This is a genomic window from Lysinibacillus sp. ACHW1.5 (assembly GCF_022014815.1).
GTDB classification, from domain to species: domain Bacteria; phylum Bacillota; class Bacilli; order Bacillales_A; family Planococcaceae; genus Lysinibacillus; species Lysinibacillus capsici.
On record NZ_CP091777.1, the window covers coordinates 249,748 to 266,386 of the forward strand.

Consider the following 16,639-nt stretch of genomic DNA (forward strand, 5'->3'; position numbering starts at 1 on the left):
ACGATGGCGAGAATAGGTATTTATGGTTCATCATTTGATCCTATTACCAATGTCCATCTTTGGACAGCAAGCACTGTAGCACATCGATGTAAGTTAGATAAGGTTATTTTTTTGCCTTGCTCAAATAAACGCAAAGATAAAACCATCAAAACAGCTGATACACATCGTTGGAATATGCTTCAGTTAGCTATTGCTAAAGACGATCGTTTTATAGCAGATTCCTATGAGATGGATCAAGAAGGCTGGAATATCTACACATATGACACTATGAAATACTTTAGAGAGAAGAACCCAGAGGATGAGGTGCATTTTATTATGGGTGCTGATTTATTAGTGGATATTGGTGCGGGTTTATGGAAAAAGGGCGACGCATTAGTAGCGGAGAATAAATTTATTGTAATGGCACGACATGGCATTGATATGCTCTCAACCATTAGTCGTTCTCCGATTTTAAGAAATAATGATGATGGAAGATTTCATCTTATCGATAAAGGGCTAGCGATGGAAATTAGCTCTACCTATATTCGAGAAGAATTCGCAATGGGAGGAGAACCGAGATATCTCTTGCCTACTGCTTGTTACAACTATATTAAAGAACATCATCTTTACCAAAAATAAAATAGTGAAGCTATCATTAATAAGTGTGGATGACTACCACACTTATTTTAATTTTGAAAAGATGGTGAATTTTATCATATAGAGCTCAGGGTAAGCTATAATAAAAATAGTAATGAAGTACAATTTTTTGCTGTCAATTTTTTGTAATGATTAATGTTAGAAAGGAATTCATGAATGTGCAGCTTACATTAACATTTCTTATTTTAGGAGCAACGATTTTCGCATTTGTGACCAATAAAATACGAGCAGATCTTGTAGCAATTGTGTCACTATTAGCGTTTGTTATTATGGATATTTTGACGCCCGCGGAGGCATTAGCTGGTTTTTCAAACTCTGTAGTTTTAATGATTGCAGGGTTATTTGTCGTGGGTGCAGGGATTTTACGTACGGGCCTGGCAGGCATGGCGGGGCAACTCTTACTAAAATGGTCAGGCAATAGTGAGCTGAAGTTATTTGTGCTACTGCTTATTATTGTAGGGTCGGTTGGTGCATTTATGAGTAATACGGGTACTGTCGCCTTAATGATGCCAATCGTTGTAAGTATAGCAATAAGTATGAAAGTCAGCCCTTCTAAATTTCTACTACCACTCTCCTATGTAGCAAGTCTTTCTGGTCTGATGACACTGATTGCGTCCCCAACCAATTTAATTGTCAGTCAGTTATTGGTTGATCGAGGCTATAACAAACTTGGCTTTTTTGAAGTAACTCCTATTGGTATCGTGGGGATGATTGCTGGCATTTCCTATTTAGTACTTGTAAGAAATATTTTATTACCAAAGGATCAAAACCGTACACAGACTAATGAAGGCTATAAACTTTCGCCGAAAAAAATTATTAAGCAATATGATTTAAATAATCGTCTATTTAAAATCTCCGTTCCTGAGGAGTCACCTATTATTGAAACATCGTTAGCGGAATTAAAACTACCAGCTAAGTATATGCTTTGTATGATGAAAATTCATCGGAAATCACAGGAGGGCATTAATTTACTACCGATGACTTATCAAGAAATGGCAGGACCAACTAGTGTCATTCATGCCAAGGATGAGTTATATGTTCAAGGAGAAATAGAGGATATTCGGCGTTTTGTTGAGGATTATCATCTTGAGATGCAAGGATTAGTTGAAGGAGAAGCCGATGAATTGGTATCGAAGCATCTGGGTATTGCAGAGGTATTGCTTACCCCAAATTCGAGCTTTATCAATGAAACGGTTAGTTCCCTTGGGTTCCGGGAAAAATACAATCTAAATATCATTGGTATTAATCGTAAGGGTGGTTACAAGCTTCAGGATATGGTGTCTCACAAATTAAAATTTGGAGACGCAATATTAGTACAGGGAGCATGGGATGAAATTCTTTTGTTAGCAAGAGAAACGCAAGATGTCGTGGTTGTAGGACAGCCGAAAGAACACGCAAGTGTGGCAGCAGCTACAGGCAAAGCTGGAATTGCGGGGATTATTATGTTATTCATGATTATTTTGATGGCATTTGAAGTTTTCCCTGCTGTCATTTCTGTGATGATTGGTGCTGTACTTATGATTTTAACAGGCTGCTTGAGAAACATGGAAGATGCCTATAGCAATATGAATTTTGAAAGTATTGTGTTAGTGGCTGCGATGTTACCAATGGCGACAGCGTTAGAAAAAACAGGGGGCATGACCATTTTATCTGATGGTATTATTAATGCTTTAGGTGGTTTCGGACCATACGGTGTACTCATAGGAGTTTATATTTTGACAGCTATTTTCGGTCAATTTATTAGTAATACGGCAACTGCTGTATTGTTTGCACCCATTGCCATGAGTGCAGCCATTGCAATGGAGGTTAGTCCCACAACATTTATGATTGCAGTCGCAGTTGCAGCAAGTATGGCATTTGCGACGCCAATTGCTTCCCCTACGAATGCACTGGTAATGACGGCGGGGGGCTATAAATTTATGGATTTCGTAAGAATAGGGGTTCCGTTACAGCTTGTTATGTTTATTGTGATGATGATAGCCATCCCGTTCTTTTTCCCATTTTAAAAACTCGGTTTCTTTACCGAGTTTTTTGTTTTTTTAAAGATCTATTATTTTTTTGTAGGAAATTATGATAAAATTATTTTCTAGTTCATGGTCTAATATTGAACTAGCTTGTGAATAGATTTTATAGTTATTAATATAGGAAGTTTTACTTTGGTAATAAAAATAATAAAGTTTTTTATTAAAAAGTGTTGACCTTTTAAAAATAAGGGTGTAGTATTATACAAGTCGCCAGGGTGACACGCTAAAATAAAGCAAAACATGAACCTTGAAAACTGAACAAGCAAAACGTAATCAATAAAGTTTTAAGTAACTAGCTTCGGTTAGTGAACAAAACAAAAATTTTGGACATCAAACATGATGCCAGCAAAACAATTTGAGCTAATCAAATTTCTTTTATGGAGAGTTTGATCCTGGCTCAGGACGAACGCTGGCGGCGTGCCTAATACATGCAAGTCGAGCGAACAGAAAAGGAGCTTGCTCCTTTGACGTTAGCGGCGGACGGGTGAGTAACACGTGGGCAACCTACCCTATAGTTTGGGATAACTCCGGGAAACCGGGGCTAATACCGAATAATCTCTTTTACTTCATGGTGAAAGACTGAAAGACGGTTTCGGCTGTCGCTATAGGATGGGCCCGCGGCGCATTAGCTAGTTGGTGAGGTAACGGCTCACCAAGGCGACGATGCGTAGCCGACCTGAGAGGGTGATCGGCCACACTGGGACTGAGACACGGCCCAGACTCCTACGGGAGGCAGCAGTAGGGAATCTTCCACAATGGGCGAAAGCCTGATGGAGCAACGCCGCGTGAGTGAAGAAGGTTTTCGGATCGTAAAACTCTGTTGTAAGGGAAGAACAAGTACAGTAGTAACTGGCTGTACCTTGACGGTACCTTATTAGAAAGCCACGGCTAACTACGTGCCAGCAGCCGCGGTAATACGTAGGTGGCAAGCGTTGTCCGGAATTATTGGGCGTAAAGCGCGCGCAGGCGGTCCTTTAAGTCTGATGTGAAAGCCCACGGCTCAACCGTGGAGGGTCATTGGAAACTGGGGGACTTGAGTGCAGAAGAGGAAAGTGGAATTCCAAGTGTAGCGGTGAAATGCGTAGAGATTTGGAGGAACACCAGTGGCGAAGGCGACTTTCTGGTCTGTAACTGACGCTGAGGCGCGAAAGCGTGGGGAGCAAACAGGATTAGATACCCTGGTAGTCCACGCCGTAAACGATGAGTGCTAAGTGTTAGGGGGTTTCCGCCCCTTAGTGCTGCAGCTAACGCATTAAGCACTCCGCCTGGGGAGTACGGTCGCAAGACTGAAACTCAAAGGAATTGACGGGGGCCCGCACAAGCGGTGGAGCATGTGGTTTAATTCGAAGCAACGCGAAGAACCTTACCAGGTCTTGACATCCCGTTGACCACTGTAGAGATATAGTTTCCCCTTCGGGGGCAACGGTGACAGGTGGTGCATGGTTGTCGTCAGCTCGTGTCGTGAGATGTTGGGTTAAGTCCCGCAACGAGCGCAACCCTTGATCTTAGTTGCCATCATTTAGTTGGGCACTCTAAGGTGACTGCCGGTGACAAACCGGAGGAAGGTGGGGATGACGTCAAATCATCATGCCCCTTATGACCTGGGCTACACACGTGCTACAATGGACGATACAAACGGTTGCCAACTCGCGAGAGGGAGCTAATCCGATAAAGTCGTTCTCAGTTCGGATTGTAGGCTGCAACTCGCCTACATGAAGCCGGAATCGCTAGTAATCGCGGATCAGCATGCCGCGGTGAATACGTTCCCGGGCCTTGTACACACCGCCCGTCACACCACGAGAGTTTGTAACACCCGAAGTCGGTGAGGTAACCTTTTGGAGCCAGCCGCCGAAGGTGGGATAGATGATTGGGGTGAAGTCGTAACAAGGTAGCCGTATCGGAAGGTGCGGCTGGATCACCTCCTTTCTAAGGATTATTTCGGAATACAAACTTTTGGTTTGTAAGATTACGTTTTGCGTTCAGTTTTGAAGGTTCATTCTTCTGAATGAAACACTTCAAAACTTGTTCTTTGAAAACTGGATAAAACGACATTGAAATTGTAACAAACACATTTATTTTTTAAGTTTTTTATAGGCTTAATAACTTGGTTAAGTTATTAAGGGCGCACGGCGAATGCCTTGGCACTAGGAGCCGAAGAAGGACGGCACTAACACCGATATGCTTCGGGGAGCTGTAAGTGAGCTTTGATCCGGAGATTTCCGAATGGGGGAACCCACTACGTTTAATCGCGTAGTATCTTGACGTGAATACATAGCGTCTTGAAGGCAGACCCAGGGAACTGAAACATCTAAGTACCTGGAGGAAGAGAAAGAAAAATCGATTCCCTGAGTAGCGGCGAGCGAAACGGGAAGAGCCCAAACCAAGAGGCTTGCCTCTTGGGGTTGTAGGACACTCTATACGGAGTTACAAAAGAGCGAGTTAGATGAAGCGACTTGGAAAGGTCCGCCAGAGCAGGTAAAAGCCCTGTAGTCGAAAGTTCGTTCTCTCCTGAGTGGATCCTGAGTACGGCGGAACACGTGAAATTCCGTCGGAATCCGGGAGGACCATCTCCCAAGGCTAAATACTACCTAGTGACCGATAGTGAACCAGTACCGTGAGGGAAAGGTGAAAAGCACCCCGGAAGGGGAGTGAAAGAGATCCTGAAACCGTGTGCCTACAAGTAGTTAGAGCCCGTTAATGGGTGATAGCGTGCCTTTTGTAGAATGAACCGGCGAGTTACGATTACGTGCAAGGTTAAGCTTTAGAAGGCGGAGCCGCAGCGAAAGCGAGTCTGAATAGGGCGAAGTAGTACGTGGTCGTAGACCCGAAACCAGGTGATCTACCCATGTCCAGGGTGAAGGTGAGGTAACACTTACTGGAGGCCCGAACCCACGCACGTTGAAAAGTGCGGGGATGAGGTGTGGGTAGCGGAGAAATTCCAATCGAACTTGGAGATAGCTGGTTCTCTCCGAAATAGCTTTAGGGCTAGCCTCGTGATGAGAATACTGGAGGTAGAGCACTGTTTGGACTAGGGGGCCATCCCGGTTTACCGAATTCAGACAAACTCCGAATGCCAGATATTTATACACGGGAGTCAGACTGCGAGTGATAAGATCCGTAGTCAAAAGGGAAACAGCCCAGACCACCAGCTAAGGTCCCAAAGTAATCGTTAAGTGGAAAAGGATGTGGCGTTGCACAGACAACCAGGATGTTGGCTTAGAAGCAGCCATCATTTAAAGAGTGCGTAATAGCTCACTGGTCGAGTGACGCTGCGCCGAAAATGTATCGGGGCTAAACGATTCACCGAAGCTGTGGATTGACATCTACGATGTCAGTGGTAGGAGAGCGTTCTAAGTGCGTTGAAGTCAGATCGGAAGGACTGGTGGAGCGCTTAGAAGTGAGAATGCCGGTATGAGTAGCGAAAGACGGGTGAGAATCCCGTCCACCGTATGACTAAGGTTTCCTGAGGAAGGCTCGTCCGCTCAGGGTTAGTCGGGACCTAAGCCGAGGCCGATAGGCGTAGGCGATGGACAACAGGTTGATATTCCTGTACCACCTCCTCACCGTTTGAGAAATGGGGGGACGCAGTAGGATAGGGTAAGCGCGCCGTTGGTTGTGCGCGTCCAAGCAGTAAGGCGTGTGTGTAGGCAAATCCGCACACTGTAACGTTGAGCTGTGATGGCGAGTCCGTATGGACGAAGTTCCTGATTTCACACTGCCAAGAAAAGCCTCTATCGAGGTGAGAGGTGCCCGTACCGCAAACCGACACAGGTAGTCGAGGAGAGAATCCTAAGGTGTGCGAGAGAACTCTCGTTAAGGAACTCGGCAAAATGACCCCGTAACTTCGGGAGAAGGGGTGCTCTTGAGCGTGCAAGCGCATGAGAGCCGCAGTGAATAGGCCCAGGCGACTGTTTAGCAAAAACACAGGTCTCTGCAAAACCGTAAGGTGACGTATAGGGGCTGACGCCTGCCCGGTGCTGGAAGGTTAAGAGGAGTGGTTAGCGCAAGCGAAGCTGCGAATTGAAGCCCCAGTAAACGGCGGCCGTAACTATAACGGTCCTAAGGTAGCGAAATTCCTTGTCGGGTAAGTTCCGACCCGCACGAAAGGCGTAACGATCTGGGCACTGTCTCAACGAGAGACTCGGTGAAATTATAGTACCTGTGAAGATGCAGGTTACCCGCGACAGGACGGAAAGACCCCGTGGAGCTTTACTGTAGCCTGATATTGAATTTTGGTACAACTTGTACAGGATAGGTAGGAGCCAGAGATCTCGGAGCGCCAGCTTCGAAGGAGGCGTCGGTGGGATACTACCCTGGTTGTATTGAAATTCTAACCCATGCCCCTTAGCGGGGCAGGAGACAGTGTCAGGCGGACAGTTTGACTGGGGCGGTCGCCTCCTAAAAGGTAACGGAGGCGCCCAAAGGTTCCCTCAGAATGGTTGGAAATCATTCGTAGAGTGTAAAGGCACAAGGGAGCTTGACTGCGAGACCTACAAGTCGAGCAGGGTCGAAAGACGGGCTTAGTGATCCGGTGGTTCCGCATGGAAGGGCCATCGCTCAACGGATAAAAGCTACCCCGGGGATAACAGGCTTATCTCCCCCAAGAGTCCACATCGACGGGGAGGTTTGGCACCTCGATGTCGGCTCATCGCATCCTGGGGCTGTAGTCGGTCCCAAGGGTTGGGCTGTTCGCCCATTAAAGCGGTACGCGAGCTGGGTTCAGAACGTCGTGAGACAGTTCGGTCCCTATCCGTCGTGGGCGTAGGAAATTTGAGAGGAGCTGTCCTTAGTACGAGAGGACCGGGATGGACACACCGCTGGTGTACCAGTTGTCTTGCCAAAGGCATCGCTGGGTAGCTATGTGTGGACGGGATAAGTGCTGAAAGCATCTAAGCATGAAGCCCCCCTCAAGATGAGATTTCCCATTACGCAAGTAAGTAAGATCCCTCAAAGACGATGAGGTAGATAGGTTCGAGGTGGAAGTATGGTGACACATGGAGCTGACGAATACTAATCGATCGAGGACTTAACCAAAAACGTTTGAAGCATTCAATGTATCGTTTATCTAGTTTTGAAAGAACAAGTCTTTCAGCTGAATAAGTGAAGTGATGATGGCAAAGAGGTCACACCCGTTCCCATACCGAACACGGAAGTTAAGCTCTTTAGCGCCGATGGTAGTTGGGGGCTTCCCCCTGTGAGAGTAGGACGTCGCTTCGCTTATTTTTTGTGGAGGATTAGCTCAGCTGGGAGAGCACCTGCCTTACAAGCAGGGGGTCGGCGGTTCGAGCCCGTCATCCTCCACCATTTTGGTCCCGTGGTGTAGCGGTTAACATGCCTGCCTGTCACGCAGGAGATCGCCGGTTCGATCCCGGTCGGGACCGCCATTATTATTGCCGGTGTAGCTCAGTTGGTAGAGCAACTGACTTGTAATCAGTAGGTCGTGGGTTCGACTCCTATCGCCGGCACCATTCCCTTGGAGGGGTAGCGAAGTGGCTAAACGCGGCGGACTGTAAATCCGCTCCTTAGGGTTCGGCGGTTCGAATCCGTCCCCCTCCACCATTTTAGGGGCATAGTTCAACGGTAGAATAGAGGTCTCCAAAACCTTTGGTGTGGGTTCGATTCCTACTGCCCCTGCCAGGTATTGAGGTACTCGTTCATAATACAGCTAATATAATCTATATAGTGGCGATTGTGGCGAAGTGGTTAACGCATCGGATTGTGGTTCCGACATTCGTGGGTTCGATTCCCATCAGTCGCCCCATTTTAAAATTGGGGTATAGCCAAGCGGTAAGGCAACGGATTTTGATTCCGTCATGCCTAGGTTCGAATCCTAGTACCCCAGCCATTTTTAATTTCACGAGCCATTAGCTCAGTTGGTAGAGCATCTGACTTTTAATCAGAGGGTCGAAGGTTCGAGTCCTTCATGGCTCATCATTTTTTAATTAACATGCGCCCGTAGCTCAATTGGATAGAGCGTCTGACTACGGATCAGAAGGTTATGGGTTCGACTCCTGTCGGGCGCGCCAATAAAATCATGTTTACGGAATGTAGCTCAGCTTGGTAGAGCACTTGGTTTGGGACCAAGGGGTCGTAGGTTCGAATCCTGTCATTCCGACCATCTTTCATGTTAAATGGGGCCTTAGCTCAGCTGGGAGAGCGCCTGCCTTGCACGCAGGAGGTCAGCGGTTCGATCCCGCTAGGCTCCACCATTGTAATATTTTTGGAGGTATACCCAAGTCTGGCTGAAGGGATCGGTCTTGAAAACCGACAGGCGGGTAACACCGCGCGGGGGTTCGAATCCCTCTACCTCCTCCATTTTTCGGGTCAGTAGCTCAGTTGGTAGAGCATTAGATTGAAGCTCTAAGTGTCGGCGGTTCGATTCCGTCCTGACCCACCATTATTGCGGGTGTAGTTTAATGGTAAAACCTCAGCCTTCCAAGCTGATGTCGTGAGTTCGATTCTCATCACCCGCTCCAAAATGGGCCTATAGCTCAGCTGGTTAGAGCGCACGCCTGATAAGCGTGAGGTCGATGGTTCGAGTCCATTTAGGCCCATCATTATTCCGAAGTAGCTCAGTTGGTAGTAGCACCTGACTGTTAATCAGGTTGTCGCAGGTTCGAGTCCTGCCTTCGGAGCCACGGCCCGTTGGTCAAGTGGTTAAGACACCGCCCTTTCACGGCGGTAACACGGGTTCGAATCCCGTACGGGTCATCAAGCATGTAGCACAGATGTGTGTTACATGCTTTTTTCTATTCTCCTTTTTGTTAATCGATAAAAGATAATGCAATAGCAGAAAAAGACCTATTGGCAAGGTGAAGGACTAAATTTCATTCCCCTAGCATCTTTCTATGGGCTTCCAATAAACCGCTTTACTTACCACGTACACTTCATGGTCAACATTTTTGTGAAGGCGCTTGACTTCTCTAGTATAGCGATACAGGCGCAATCCTGCCCAGAGAATTAGTGAAACTGGTTCTGCTCTATGCGAAAGCGAAGTACTAGCAGCAAGTAAGTAGCTCAGAGCGATTAGTCTTTCCATCATTTATAAAAATTCTATTGATTTCTTTGTTCTGCAATCCCCTGAAAAAGGCTACATGACTACTGTAGCCTTTTTATAATAATTAAAATCTTTCTCCCTTACATTCTCTTACGAAAAAGAGTCTATAGAGTAAATTTGAACAAACTATTTCATATATAAAATATGTATGTTTTTTCGATTACTATTTTCATGGTGCTTGTTGTTTTGTTCCTCTAATATGAGGATAAGTGGAGGAATCGATATGAATATACAGGAGATACAGCAATTTTTAAATCTATATCAGACAGAACAAAATGAATCAGAACTTTGGTTAAAGAATAGATTACAGGCAGTTAAGGATGCAGGTGAATATCATCCAACAACAGAGGAGCTAGTTTTTGGTGCACGGGTGGCATGGCGAAATAGCAATAAGTGTATTGGACGTCTGTTTTGGCAGTCACTGCATGTGGTAGATGCACGTGATGTTTTAGATGAAAAGGCTATTTTTCAAAAATTACTAGAACATATTGATTATGCGACAAATCATGGGAAAATTCGTCCAACTATAACAGTGTTTGCTTCAGATAGAGTACGGATTTGGAATCATCAACTAATTCGTTATGCAGGCTATGAAACAGATGCAGGCATTATTGGAGATTCACAGTCCATTAAATTTACAAAAGTGTGTGAGTCGTTAGGATGGAGAGGTAAAGGAACTGATTTTGATGTACTACCACTCGTTATACAGGTGGATAATCGTGCTCCTCAAATGTTTGTAATTCCTGAAGAAAATATAGTAGAGGTCTCAATCCGCCATCCAGAGTCAATCGATGTGGAGAAATTAGGAATGAAGTGGTATGCTGTACCCATTATTTCGAGTATGCGTTTTCAAATGGCTGGAATTGATTTTCAAGCAGCTCCATTTAACGGCTGGTATATGGGAACAGAGATTGGTGCACGAAATTTAGCAGATCATGATCGTTATAATATGTTACCTGCCATTGCAGACATTTTTAATCTTGATACAACCAAACATGCGTCTCTTTGGCGTGATCGTGCTTTAGTAGAACTTAATATTGCTGTTCTTCACTCATTTAAAGAAGATGGTGTGAGCATTGTTGATCATCATACAGCAGCTCAGCAGTTTAAATTGTTTGAGGAGGCAGAAAAATCAACAGGAAGAGAAGTGACAGGCAACTGGACATGGTTAATCCCACCACTTTCCCCTGCCACAACGCATATATTCCATAAACCCTATGTAAATATTTATCATACACCAAATTATTTTTATCAAAAACCATGCTATTAGTGTAAAGGAATTGTTTACTTTCAATACTTTTGATGAGAGAGGGCGCTTACTATGTTAAATCAGCAAATTCCCAATATCCCATGGAGACAATTGACGACACCTTATGGTAGAGGTACAGCCATTCCTAAGCTGATAGAACAGGAGCAATACACACAACTAGCTGAATTAATTGAACATCAAGGTACACTGTGGCAGGTGACACCATGGGTTTTGCTTGTCCTGCTAAAAAAGCTTACTAGTAAAAAATTAGAGGTTGTCTCATTACAAGAGGTACAGTTATATTTAGCTGTGGCACATGCTATTACCAAGGATTATCTCGAGCCAGTCAATACTGTTAAAAATATGCAGGAGCTATTAGACGTCAACTATTTGTGGATAGAAAATGAGGATAATGATGAACAGGAGTGGGAGAAAGAAACGCCAAAGGGCTATGAGGAGCAAGCTTTTGTAGGCTATTACTATTATAGTTATAGGCTTTTACAAGAGGCTGTTCCTATTTTTTCTACTATAACAGCTCGTAATAATGAAGCATCAGAATGCCTTGCTGAATTGCTAACATTACTCCAGCAACCCGACAATTAAGTAATGTGTAAACACTATATAGAAATAGAGCAGATGGAGGAATCTAATCCACCTGCTTTATTTAATTTTAATGCACATATTCATCCTTAGAGGCTCTCATTGAGCAAAAGAAGAGTAACATTGCTACAACGACAAAGAGCCATCCCGCAATATTCCAGCCGCCAAATAAATCATGCAAGTAGCCAAAAAGAATAGGACCAATTGCGGCAAATAAATAACCCAAAGATTGTGCAAAGCCTGATAAATCTGCTGCTTCAAATGCAGTACGAGTACGGAGAGTGAAGAACATCATTGCTAGGGCAAATGAAGAACCACCTGCTAACCCTAGAAGAACCATCCACAGTACCCCAAGACTTGTCCATTCCATGACAACCCCAACAAAGCCTACTAAATAGAAGGATGTAAACATCAATACAAGTGGGCGTTGAGAAGTCATTTTACCGGCAATAATAGGCACTGCTAAGGCCATTGGTACTTGTGAGAATTGCATGATTGAAAACATCCAGCCAGCTTTATCAGGGGCTAAACCTTGAGCAATATAGATCTCAGGTATCCAAGCTGCTGTTGTGTAGAATAATAAAGATTGTAAACCCATTGCCCCTGTGACAGCCCAAGTAACAGGTGATTTCCATAAAGGTGTACTGGTCTTTTTAGATGTAGTAACTGGTTCCGGTTTATTTGACTTTAGTTGAGGTATCCAAATTAAGATTGTAATGAGAACGAGTATGAGTGCAATGGAAAGTGCACCTTGCCAGCCTAACCATGAATTAGCTATCGGATAGCTAATACCAGCACCAAGGCCTGCAGTAAAATTCATGGACATGGTGAAAAAGGCCATTAATAAACCCACATGATAGGGAAATTTCAATTTCAATAATCCTGGAATTAGTACATTTCCAAAAGAAATGGCTACGCCAATTAACACAGTACCCAATAGAAGTAATTCTGTAGTACCAAGTGAACGTAGGACAATTCCTAAGGCCAAGAGAAAAGTTGATAAAAATAATGTTAGCTCAAGCCCTAGTTTGCGTGCTACAACTGGTGCAAATGGAGATATAACAGCAAAAGCCAGCAATGGTATCGTTGTTAGAAAGCCTGCCAATACATTAGATATTCCAAGATCTTCACGGATAAAGGATATAATTGGGCCAACAACAGTTAGTGGCATTCGTAATGTAGAGGCTATAAAGATAACTCCAAAGACTAAAAGTAAGGTTGTTCCTTTCCAGCTAATTTTTTTACTTGGAAAACTAGTGGAATGATCATTTGTAGTCAAAATAAAATCCCCCCTAATAATAATCATTCTAATTGAACTACTATAACACTTTATCACACTATTAAAAATAGTAGAAGATTCATAAAATACAGAACATTTATGGTTGTATTGAAATGTCTATGGTCTTATGTTAGTATAATAAACATCATAAATTTAATAATTATATGCCTCATGTTTGTATTGAGGTAGAGGTCGCGATATTTATAAGTATGCTAATTGAAATGACAAGCATTGATGAAATTAGTTGAAAGGAAATATTGCCGAAGTGTGAGGGGACTTGAAAACCTCATGCTGGGGCTGTCTCCGAAAGGAACAGAACTGTCACGTTTGCACAACGTGTTGAGCTATCATGTAGGAAAAACTGAGGATTAATGTAGCCATCACAGTGTATATGTGATGGCATTTTTTTGCCTCATAAATAGGAAGGAAGCTATATCGTGAGTGAAATAAAAGTAAATCAGCTCGGACATAAAGCACCGAAGCTGAAAAAAGAATTAAAAAGCCGTCATATTACAATGATTTCTTTAGGCGGTACAATTGGTACGGGGCTATTTTTAGCCAGTGGAGGAGCAATTGCTCAGGCAGGACCTGGAGGAGCATTGCTTGCCTATGCTTTAATTGGTATTATGGTGTATTTTTTAATGACAAGTTTAGGGGAAATGGCTGCCTATATGCCATCATCAGGTTCATTTAGTACGTATGCAACGAAATTTGTAGATCCTGCTTTGGGCTTTGCATTAGGCTGGAACTATTGGTATAACTGGGCAATCACCATTGCTGCCGAAATTGCTGCTGTGTCATTAATTATGAAATATTGGTTCCCAGATAGTTCATCAGCACTTTGGACAGTATTATTTATTGCTGTTGTACTGACGTTTAATTTACTATCCGTAAAAAGTTATGGTGAAAGTGAATATTGGTTTGCCATGATTAAAGTAGCAACGGTTATTGTTTTTATTATCATTAGCTTACTAATGATTTTTGGTATTTTAGGTGGGCAGGCTCCTGTAGGTTTCACTAATTTCTTTGTTAGTGATGGGCCATTCCATGGTGGCTTCCTTGCTACATTTGGTATTTTCCTAGCTGCAGGATTTTCATTCCAAGGGACAGAATTACTAGGAATTACAGCTGGTGAAACAGATGATCCTGGTAAAAATATTCCGAAGGCTGTTAAATCTGTATTTTGGCGTATTCTTTTGTTTTATATTTTAGCGATTGGTGCAATTGGGATGTTAATTCCATTTACAGACGAACGTTTATTATCAGAAGATATCGCAGTATCACCGTTTACACTAGTGTTTGACCGCCTAGGTATCGCCTTTGCTGCTTCATTAATGAATGCCATTATTTTAACGGCTATGCTTTCAGCAGGAAATTCAGGACTATATGCATCTTCTCGTATGTTATGGCAATTAGCTATGGATGGACATGCACCTAAATTTTTTGCAAAGCTAAGTCGTAGAGGTATTCCGATTTATGCACTTATGGCAACATTAGCTGTAGGCTGTTTAGCATTTTTGGCATCCTTCTTTGGCGATGGAGTGGTTTATATCTGGTTATTAAATGCTTCTGGAATGTCTGGGTTTATTGCATGGCTAGGTATTGCGTTTAGTCATTATCGTTTCCGCCGAGCGTTTGATGCACAGGGCTTAGATCCAAAGTTATTACCTTATAAAGCCAAATTATTTCCGTTTGGACCATTATTTGCTTTTACAGTTTGTATGATTGTAGTCATTGGACAAAATTACACAGCCTTTACAGGCGATAAGATTGATTGGTACGGTATCCTTGTTTCGTATATTGGGATTCCATTATTTTTAGCATTATGGTTTGGCTATAAAATAAAGCACAAAACAAAAATGCTTCCACTTAAAGATTGTGATTTAAAAGTTGAAGATTAGATAATAGAGCTGTTCTATAAACCAAAGAGTGATGGTTTATGGAGCAGCTCTTTTTTCAACACTCATAAACAAATCACTAATCAAACATCATAAATATGGTAATGTAATATACATATGGAAATTGGGTTTTGATAGGAGAGGTGCATCATAGTGCAAAAGCATATTTTACTTGTAGAAGACGATGAAGCCATTCGTGAAATGGTTTCTAATTACTTAACGATGGAAGGTTTCCATGTCACAACAGTGACTAATGGCGAAGAGGCATTACAAAATTGTTTGCAAAAAACCTTTGACTTAGTCATCTTAGATATTATGATTCCTAAATTAAATGGATTGGAAGTATTAAAGATTATTAGAGAGCAGGCAGCACTTCCTATCATTATTATGTCTGCAAAAGACAGTGATGTTGATAAAGCATTGGGCTTAGGATTAGGGGCAGATGATTATATTGCTAAACCCTTTTCTATGCTGGAATTTTCAGCACGTGTAAAGGCTGTTATCAGAAGAGCTACGAAATACTCTAGTCAAGCTGAACAAAAGCAAGAAGTCCTAGAAATTGATAATTTAAAGATAGATATCGTTAATTTTTCAATAACAAAGAGCGGACAAGAGATAAAGCTGACATCAAAGGAATTTTCCATTTTAAAATTGTTTGTGACAAATCGCCACAGAGTTTTTACCAAAGAGCAAATTTATCAGACGATATGGAAAGATGCCTATTACGGAGATGAAAATATTATAAATGTACATATCAGAAGACTACGTGAAAAAATAGAAGATGATCCGTCACATCCTCAATATATTAAAACCCTATGGGGAATCGGCTATAAATTTGAAGGGTAAAACTATATGATATTTCTATTATTATTAATCATTGTATTGCTAATCGGCATTCTTATTTTTCAATGGAAAATCAAGAAGGAACAAGAACGTGCTATCCAATATATTCATCGAAAACTACACGTAATTGTGAATGAACAGACGTATGAAAAGATTCTAGTAACAACTACAAATTCAGAAATTCAACAGTTACTTATTACACTGAATACTTTGCTAGATCAACATCAAAAAATTCAGGCTACGCATCGTAAAATGGAAAATTCCATGAAAAAGATGTTGGCCTATATTTCACATGATCTTAAAACGCCTTTAACCGTTGTACTTGGCTATATTGAAATGCTTCAACTTCAAAATGGGATTAGTGACGAGGAACAGCAACGTTTACTTAAGGGTGTACATGCTAAAACATTAGAAGTATTAAAAATTATTCATACATTTTTTGACTTGGCAAAATTAGAGGCTGGGGACACAGATTATCCAATCACTAAAATCAATGTCAGTGAAATATGCCGAAAAAATGTTTTGTCTTTTTACGATTTGGTTACTTCACTGGGATTAGATATTAAAATTGATATCCCAGAAAGCTCCATATATGCACTTGGTAATGAAGAAGCATTAAATAGAGTGTTAAACAATCTACTGTCTAATGCTATTGCATATGGAGCAGATGGCAATGTAATTGGAATTACCATAAGAAATGACGAAGTCAATATTGATATTGATGTGTGGGATTGTGGCAGGGGCATTGATGAATATCATATCGATCGCGTTTTTGAAAGAATGTATACGCTTGAGGATTCTCGAAATAAATCTTTCCAAGGTAGCGGTTTGGGACTAACGATTACAAAGAGACTAGTAGAAATAATGAATGGCTCCATCCGTTTATCGAGTATTCCCTATGAAAGAACTATTTTTACGATTTCGTTAAAGCGAATGATGTATTAAATCGATTATGCTTGTAGAGCTTTAATGCTTTGCAGGCTTTTTTACTTAAGAAATATGTAAGAATGCAGTAATAAAATAGAGAGTTTCATTTTTTATAATGAAGCTAGT

Annotated in this window: 8 protein-coding genes, 17 tRNA genes, 3 rRNA genes and 1 riboswitch; of the genes, 27 read left to right on the forward strand and 1 reads right to left on the reverse strand. The window is 42.3% G+C overall.

Going from position 1 to position 16,639, the window contains the following annotated elements; translation table 11 throughout:
* Nucleotides 1–3: 3 nt before the first annotated feature.
* The 24 genes from nadD (at nt 4) to L6W14_RS01285 (ending at nt 11,569) form a co-directional block, all read left to right on the forward strand.
* Entirely contained in the window at nt 4–618 is a 615-nt protein-coding gene (gene nadD, locus L6W14_RS01170) for a nicotinate-nucleotide adenylyltransferase (protein ID WP_048390705.1), read from the forward strand.
* Between the two features lie 170 nt (nt 619–788).
* Entirely contained in the window at nt 789–2,642 is a 1,854-nt protein-coding gene (locus L6W14_RS01175) for an SLC13 family permease (protein WP_048390703.1), read from the forward strand.
* Nucleotides 2,643–3,034: 392 nt separating this feature from the next.
* Nucleotides 3,035–4,586, forward strand: a 16S ribosomal RNA gene (locus tag L6W14_RS01180).
* 180 nt (nt 4,587–4,766) lie between these two features.
* Nucleotides 4,767–7,694: ribosomal RNA gene (locus L6W14_RS01185) — 23S ribosomal RNA — on the forward strand.
* A 67-nt stretch (nt 7,695–7,761) separates the two neighbouring features.
* Nucleotides 7,762–7,877, forward strand: a 5S ribosomal RNA gene (rrf, locus tag L6W14_RS01190).
* The 16S, 23S and 5S rRNA genes sit together here with 17 tRNA genes alongside, the layout of an rRNA operon.
* An 11-nt stretch (nt 7,878–7,888) precedes the next feature.
* Nucleotides 7,889–7,964: transfer RNA gene (locus tag L6W14_RS01195), tRNA-Val, on the forward strand.
* Between the two features lie 4 nt (nt 7,965–7,968).
* Nucleotides 7,969–8,044 (forward strand) — tRNA-Asp (locus L6W14_RS01200).
* An 8-nt stretch (nt 8,045–8,052) separates the two neighbouring features.
* A tRNA-Thr gene (locus L6W14_RS01205) sits at nt 8,053–8,128 on the forward strand.
* A 7-nt stretch (nt 8,129–8,135) separates the two neighbouring features.
* Nucleotides 8,136–8,219, forward strand: a tRNA-Tyr gene (locus L6W14_RS01210).
* 4 nt (nt 8,220–8,223) lie between these two features.
* A tRNA-Trp gene (locus L6W14_RS01215) sits at nt 8,224–8,297 on the forward strand.
* A gap of 48 nt (nt 8,298–8,345) precedes the next feature.
* Nucleotides 8,346–8,421 (forward strand) — tRNA-His (locus L6W14_RS01220).
* Nucleotides 8,422–8,430: 9 nt separating this feature from the next.
* Nucleotides 8,431–8,505: transfer RNA gene (locus tag L6W14_RS01225), tRNA-Gln, on the forward strand.
* A 13-nt stretch (nt 8,506–8,518) separates the two neighbouring features.
* A tRNA-Lys gene (locus L6W14_RS01230) sits at nt 8,519–8,591 on the forward strand.
* 18 nt (nt 8,592–8,609) lie between these two features.
* Nucleotides 8,610–8,686: transfer RNA gene (locus L6W14_RS01235), tRNA-Arg, on the forward strand.
* 15 nt (nt 8,687–8,701) lie between these two features.
* Nucleotides 8,702–8,778: transfer RNA gene (locus tag L6W14_RS01240), tRNA-Pro, on the forward strand.
* Between the two features lie 15 nt (nt 8,779–8,793).
* Nucleotides 8,794–8,869, forward strand: a tRNA-Ala gene (locus L6W14_RS01245).
* A 13-nt stretch (nt 8,870–8,882) separates the two neighbouring features.
* Nucleotides 8,883–8,975, forward strand: a tRNA-Ser gene (locus L6W14_RS01250).
* A 6-nt stretch (nt 8,976–8,981) separates the two neighbouring features.
* Nucleotides 8,982–9,057, forward strand: a tRNA-Phe gene (locus L6W14_RS01255).
* 5 nt (nt 9,058–9,062) lie between these two features.
* Nucleotides 9,063–9,136: transfer RNA gene (locus L6W14_RS01260), tRNA-Gly, on the forward strand.
* 4 nt (nt 9,137–9,140) lie between these two features.
* A tRNA-Ile gene (locus L6W14_RS01265) sits at nt 9,141–9,214 on the forward strand.
* Between the two features lie 7 nt (nt 9,215–9,221).
* Nucleotides 9,222–9,298 (forward strand) — tRNA-Asn (locus L6W14_RS01270).
* A gap of 1 nt (nt 9,299) precedes the next feature.
* Nucleotides 9,300–9,371, forward strand: a tRNA-Glu gene (locus tag L6W14_RS01275).
* A 569-nt stretch (nt 9,372–9,940) separates the two neighbouring features.
* Nucleotides 9,941–10,987 carry a nitric oxide synthase oxygenase gene (locus L6W14_RS01280; RefSeq protein WP_131522377.1) on the forward strand — a complete coding sequence of 349 codons (1,047 nt, stop codon included), beginning with the start codon at nt 9,941–9,943 and terminating at the stop codon, nt 10,985–10,987.
* 51 nt (nt 10,988–11,038) lie between these two features.
* Nucleotides 11,039–11,569, forward strand: coding sequence for a hypothetical protein (locus L6W14_RS01285; RefSeq protein ID WP_131522378.1), 531 nt, complete (start codon nt 11,039–11,041; stop codon nt 11,567–11,569).
* Between the two features lie 67 nt (nt 11,570–11,636).
* On the opposite strand, the gene L6W14_RS01290 is transcribed toward L6W14_RS01285, so the two are convergent.
* Entirely contained in the window at nt 11,637–12,845 is a 1,209-nt protein-coding gene (locus L6W14_RS01290; RefSeq protein ID WP_131522379.1) for a CynX/NimT family MFS transporter, read from the reverse strand.
* Nucleotides 12,846–13,023: 178 nt separating this feature from the next.
* Nucleotides 13,024–13,200: riboswitch (Lysine riboswitch) on the forward strand.
* An 82-nt stretch (nt 13,201–13,282) separates the two neighbouring features.
* On the opposite strand from L6W14_RS01290, the gene L6W14_RS01295 reads away from it, so the two are divergent.
* The 3 genes from L6W14_RS01295 to L6W14_RS01305 all read left to right on the forward strand — a co-directional run bounded on the left by L6W14_RS01295 (nt 13,283) and on the right by L6W14_RS01305 (nt 16,531).
* Nucleotides 13,283–14,746, forward strand: a complete 1,464-nt coding sequence (locus L6W14_RS01295; RefSeq protein WP_131522380.1) for an amino acid permease — start codon at nt 13,283–13,285, stop codon at nt 14,744–14,746.
* A 150-nt stretch (nt 14,747–14,896) separates the two neighbouring features.
* On the forward strand, nt 14,897–15,589 hold the full coding sequence (locus L6W14_RS01300; protein ID WP_131522381.1) for a response regulator transcription factor: 693 nt from the start codon (nt 14,897–14,899) through the stop codon (nt 15,587–15,589).
* Between the two features lie 6 nt (nt 15,590–15,595).
* Nucleotides 15,596–16,531: a sensor histidine kinase gene (locus L6W14_RS01305; protein WP_237899108.1), complete on the forward strand. Its 936-nt coding sequence runs from the start codon at nt 15,596–15,598 to the stop codon at nt 16,529–16,531.
* Nucleotides 16,532–16,639 lie beyond the last annotated feature (108 nt).

Coding starts and splice junctions, on each gene's coding strand:
- L6W14_RS01305 (WP_237899108.1), top strand. CDS start 15,596: ATGATATTTCTATTATTATTAATCATTGTATTGCTAATCGGCATTCTT.
- L6W14_RS01285 (WP_131522378.1), top strand. CDS start 11,039: ATGTTAAATCAGCAAATTCCCAATATCCCATGGAGACAATTGACGACA.
- L6W14_RS01175 (WP_048390703.1), top strand. CDS start 789: ATGAATGTGCAGCTTACATTAACATTTCTTATTTTAGGAGCAACGATT.
- nadD (WP_048390705.1), top strand. CDS start 4: ATGGCGAGAATAGGTATTTATGGTTCATCATTTGATCCTATTACCAAT.
- L6W14_RS01280 (WP_131522377.1), top strand. CDS start 9,941: ATGAATATACAGGAGATACAGCAATTTTTAAATCTATATCAGACAGAA.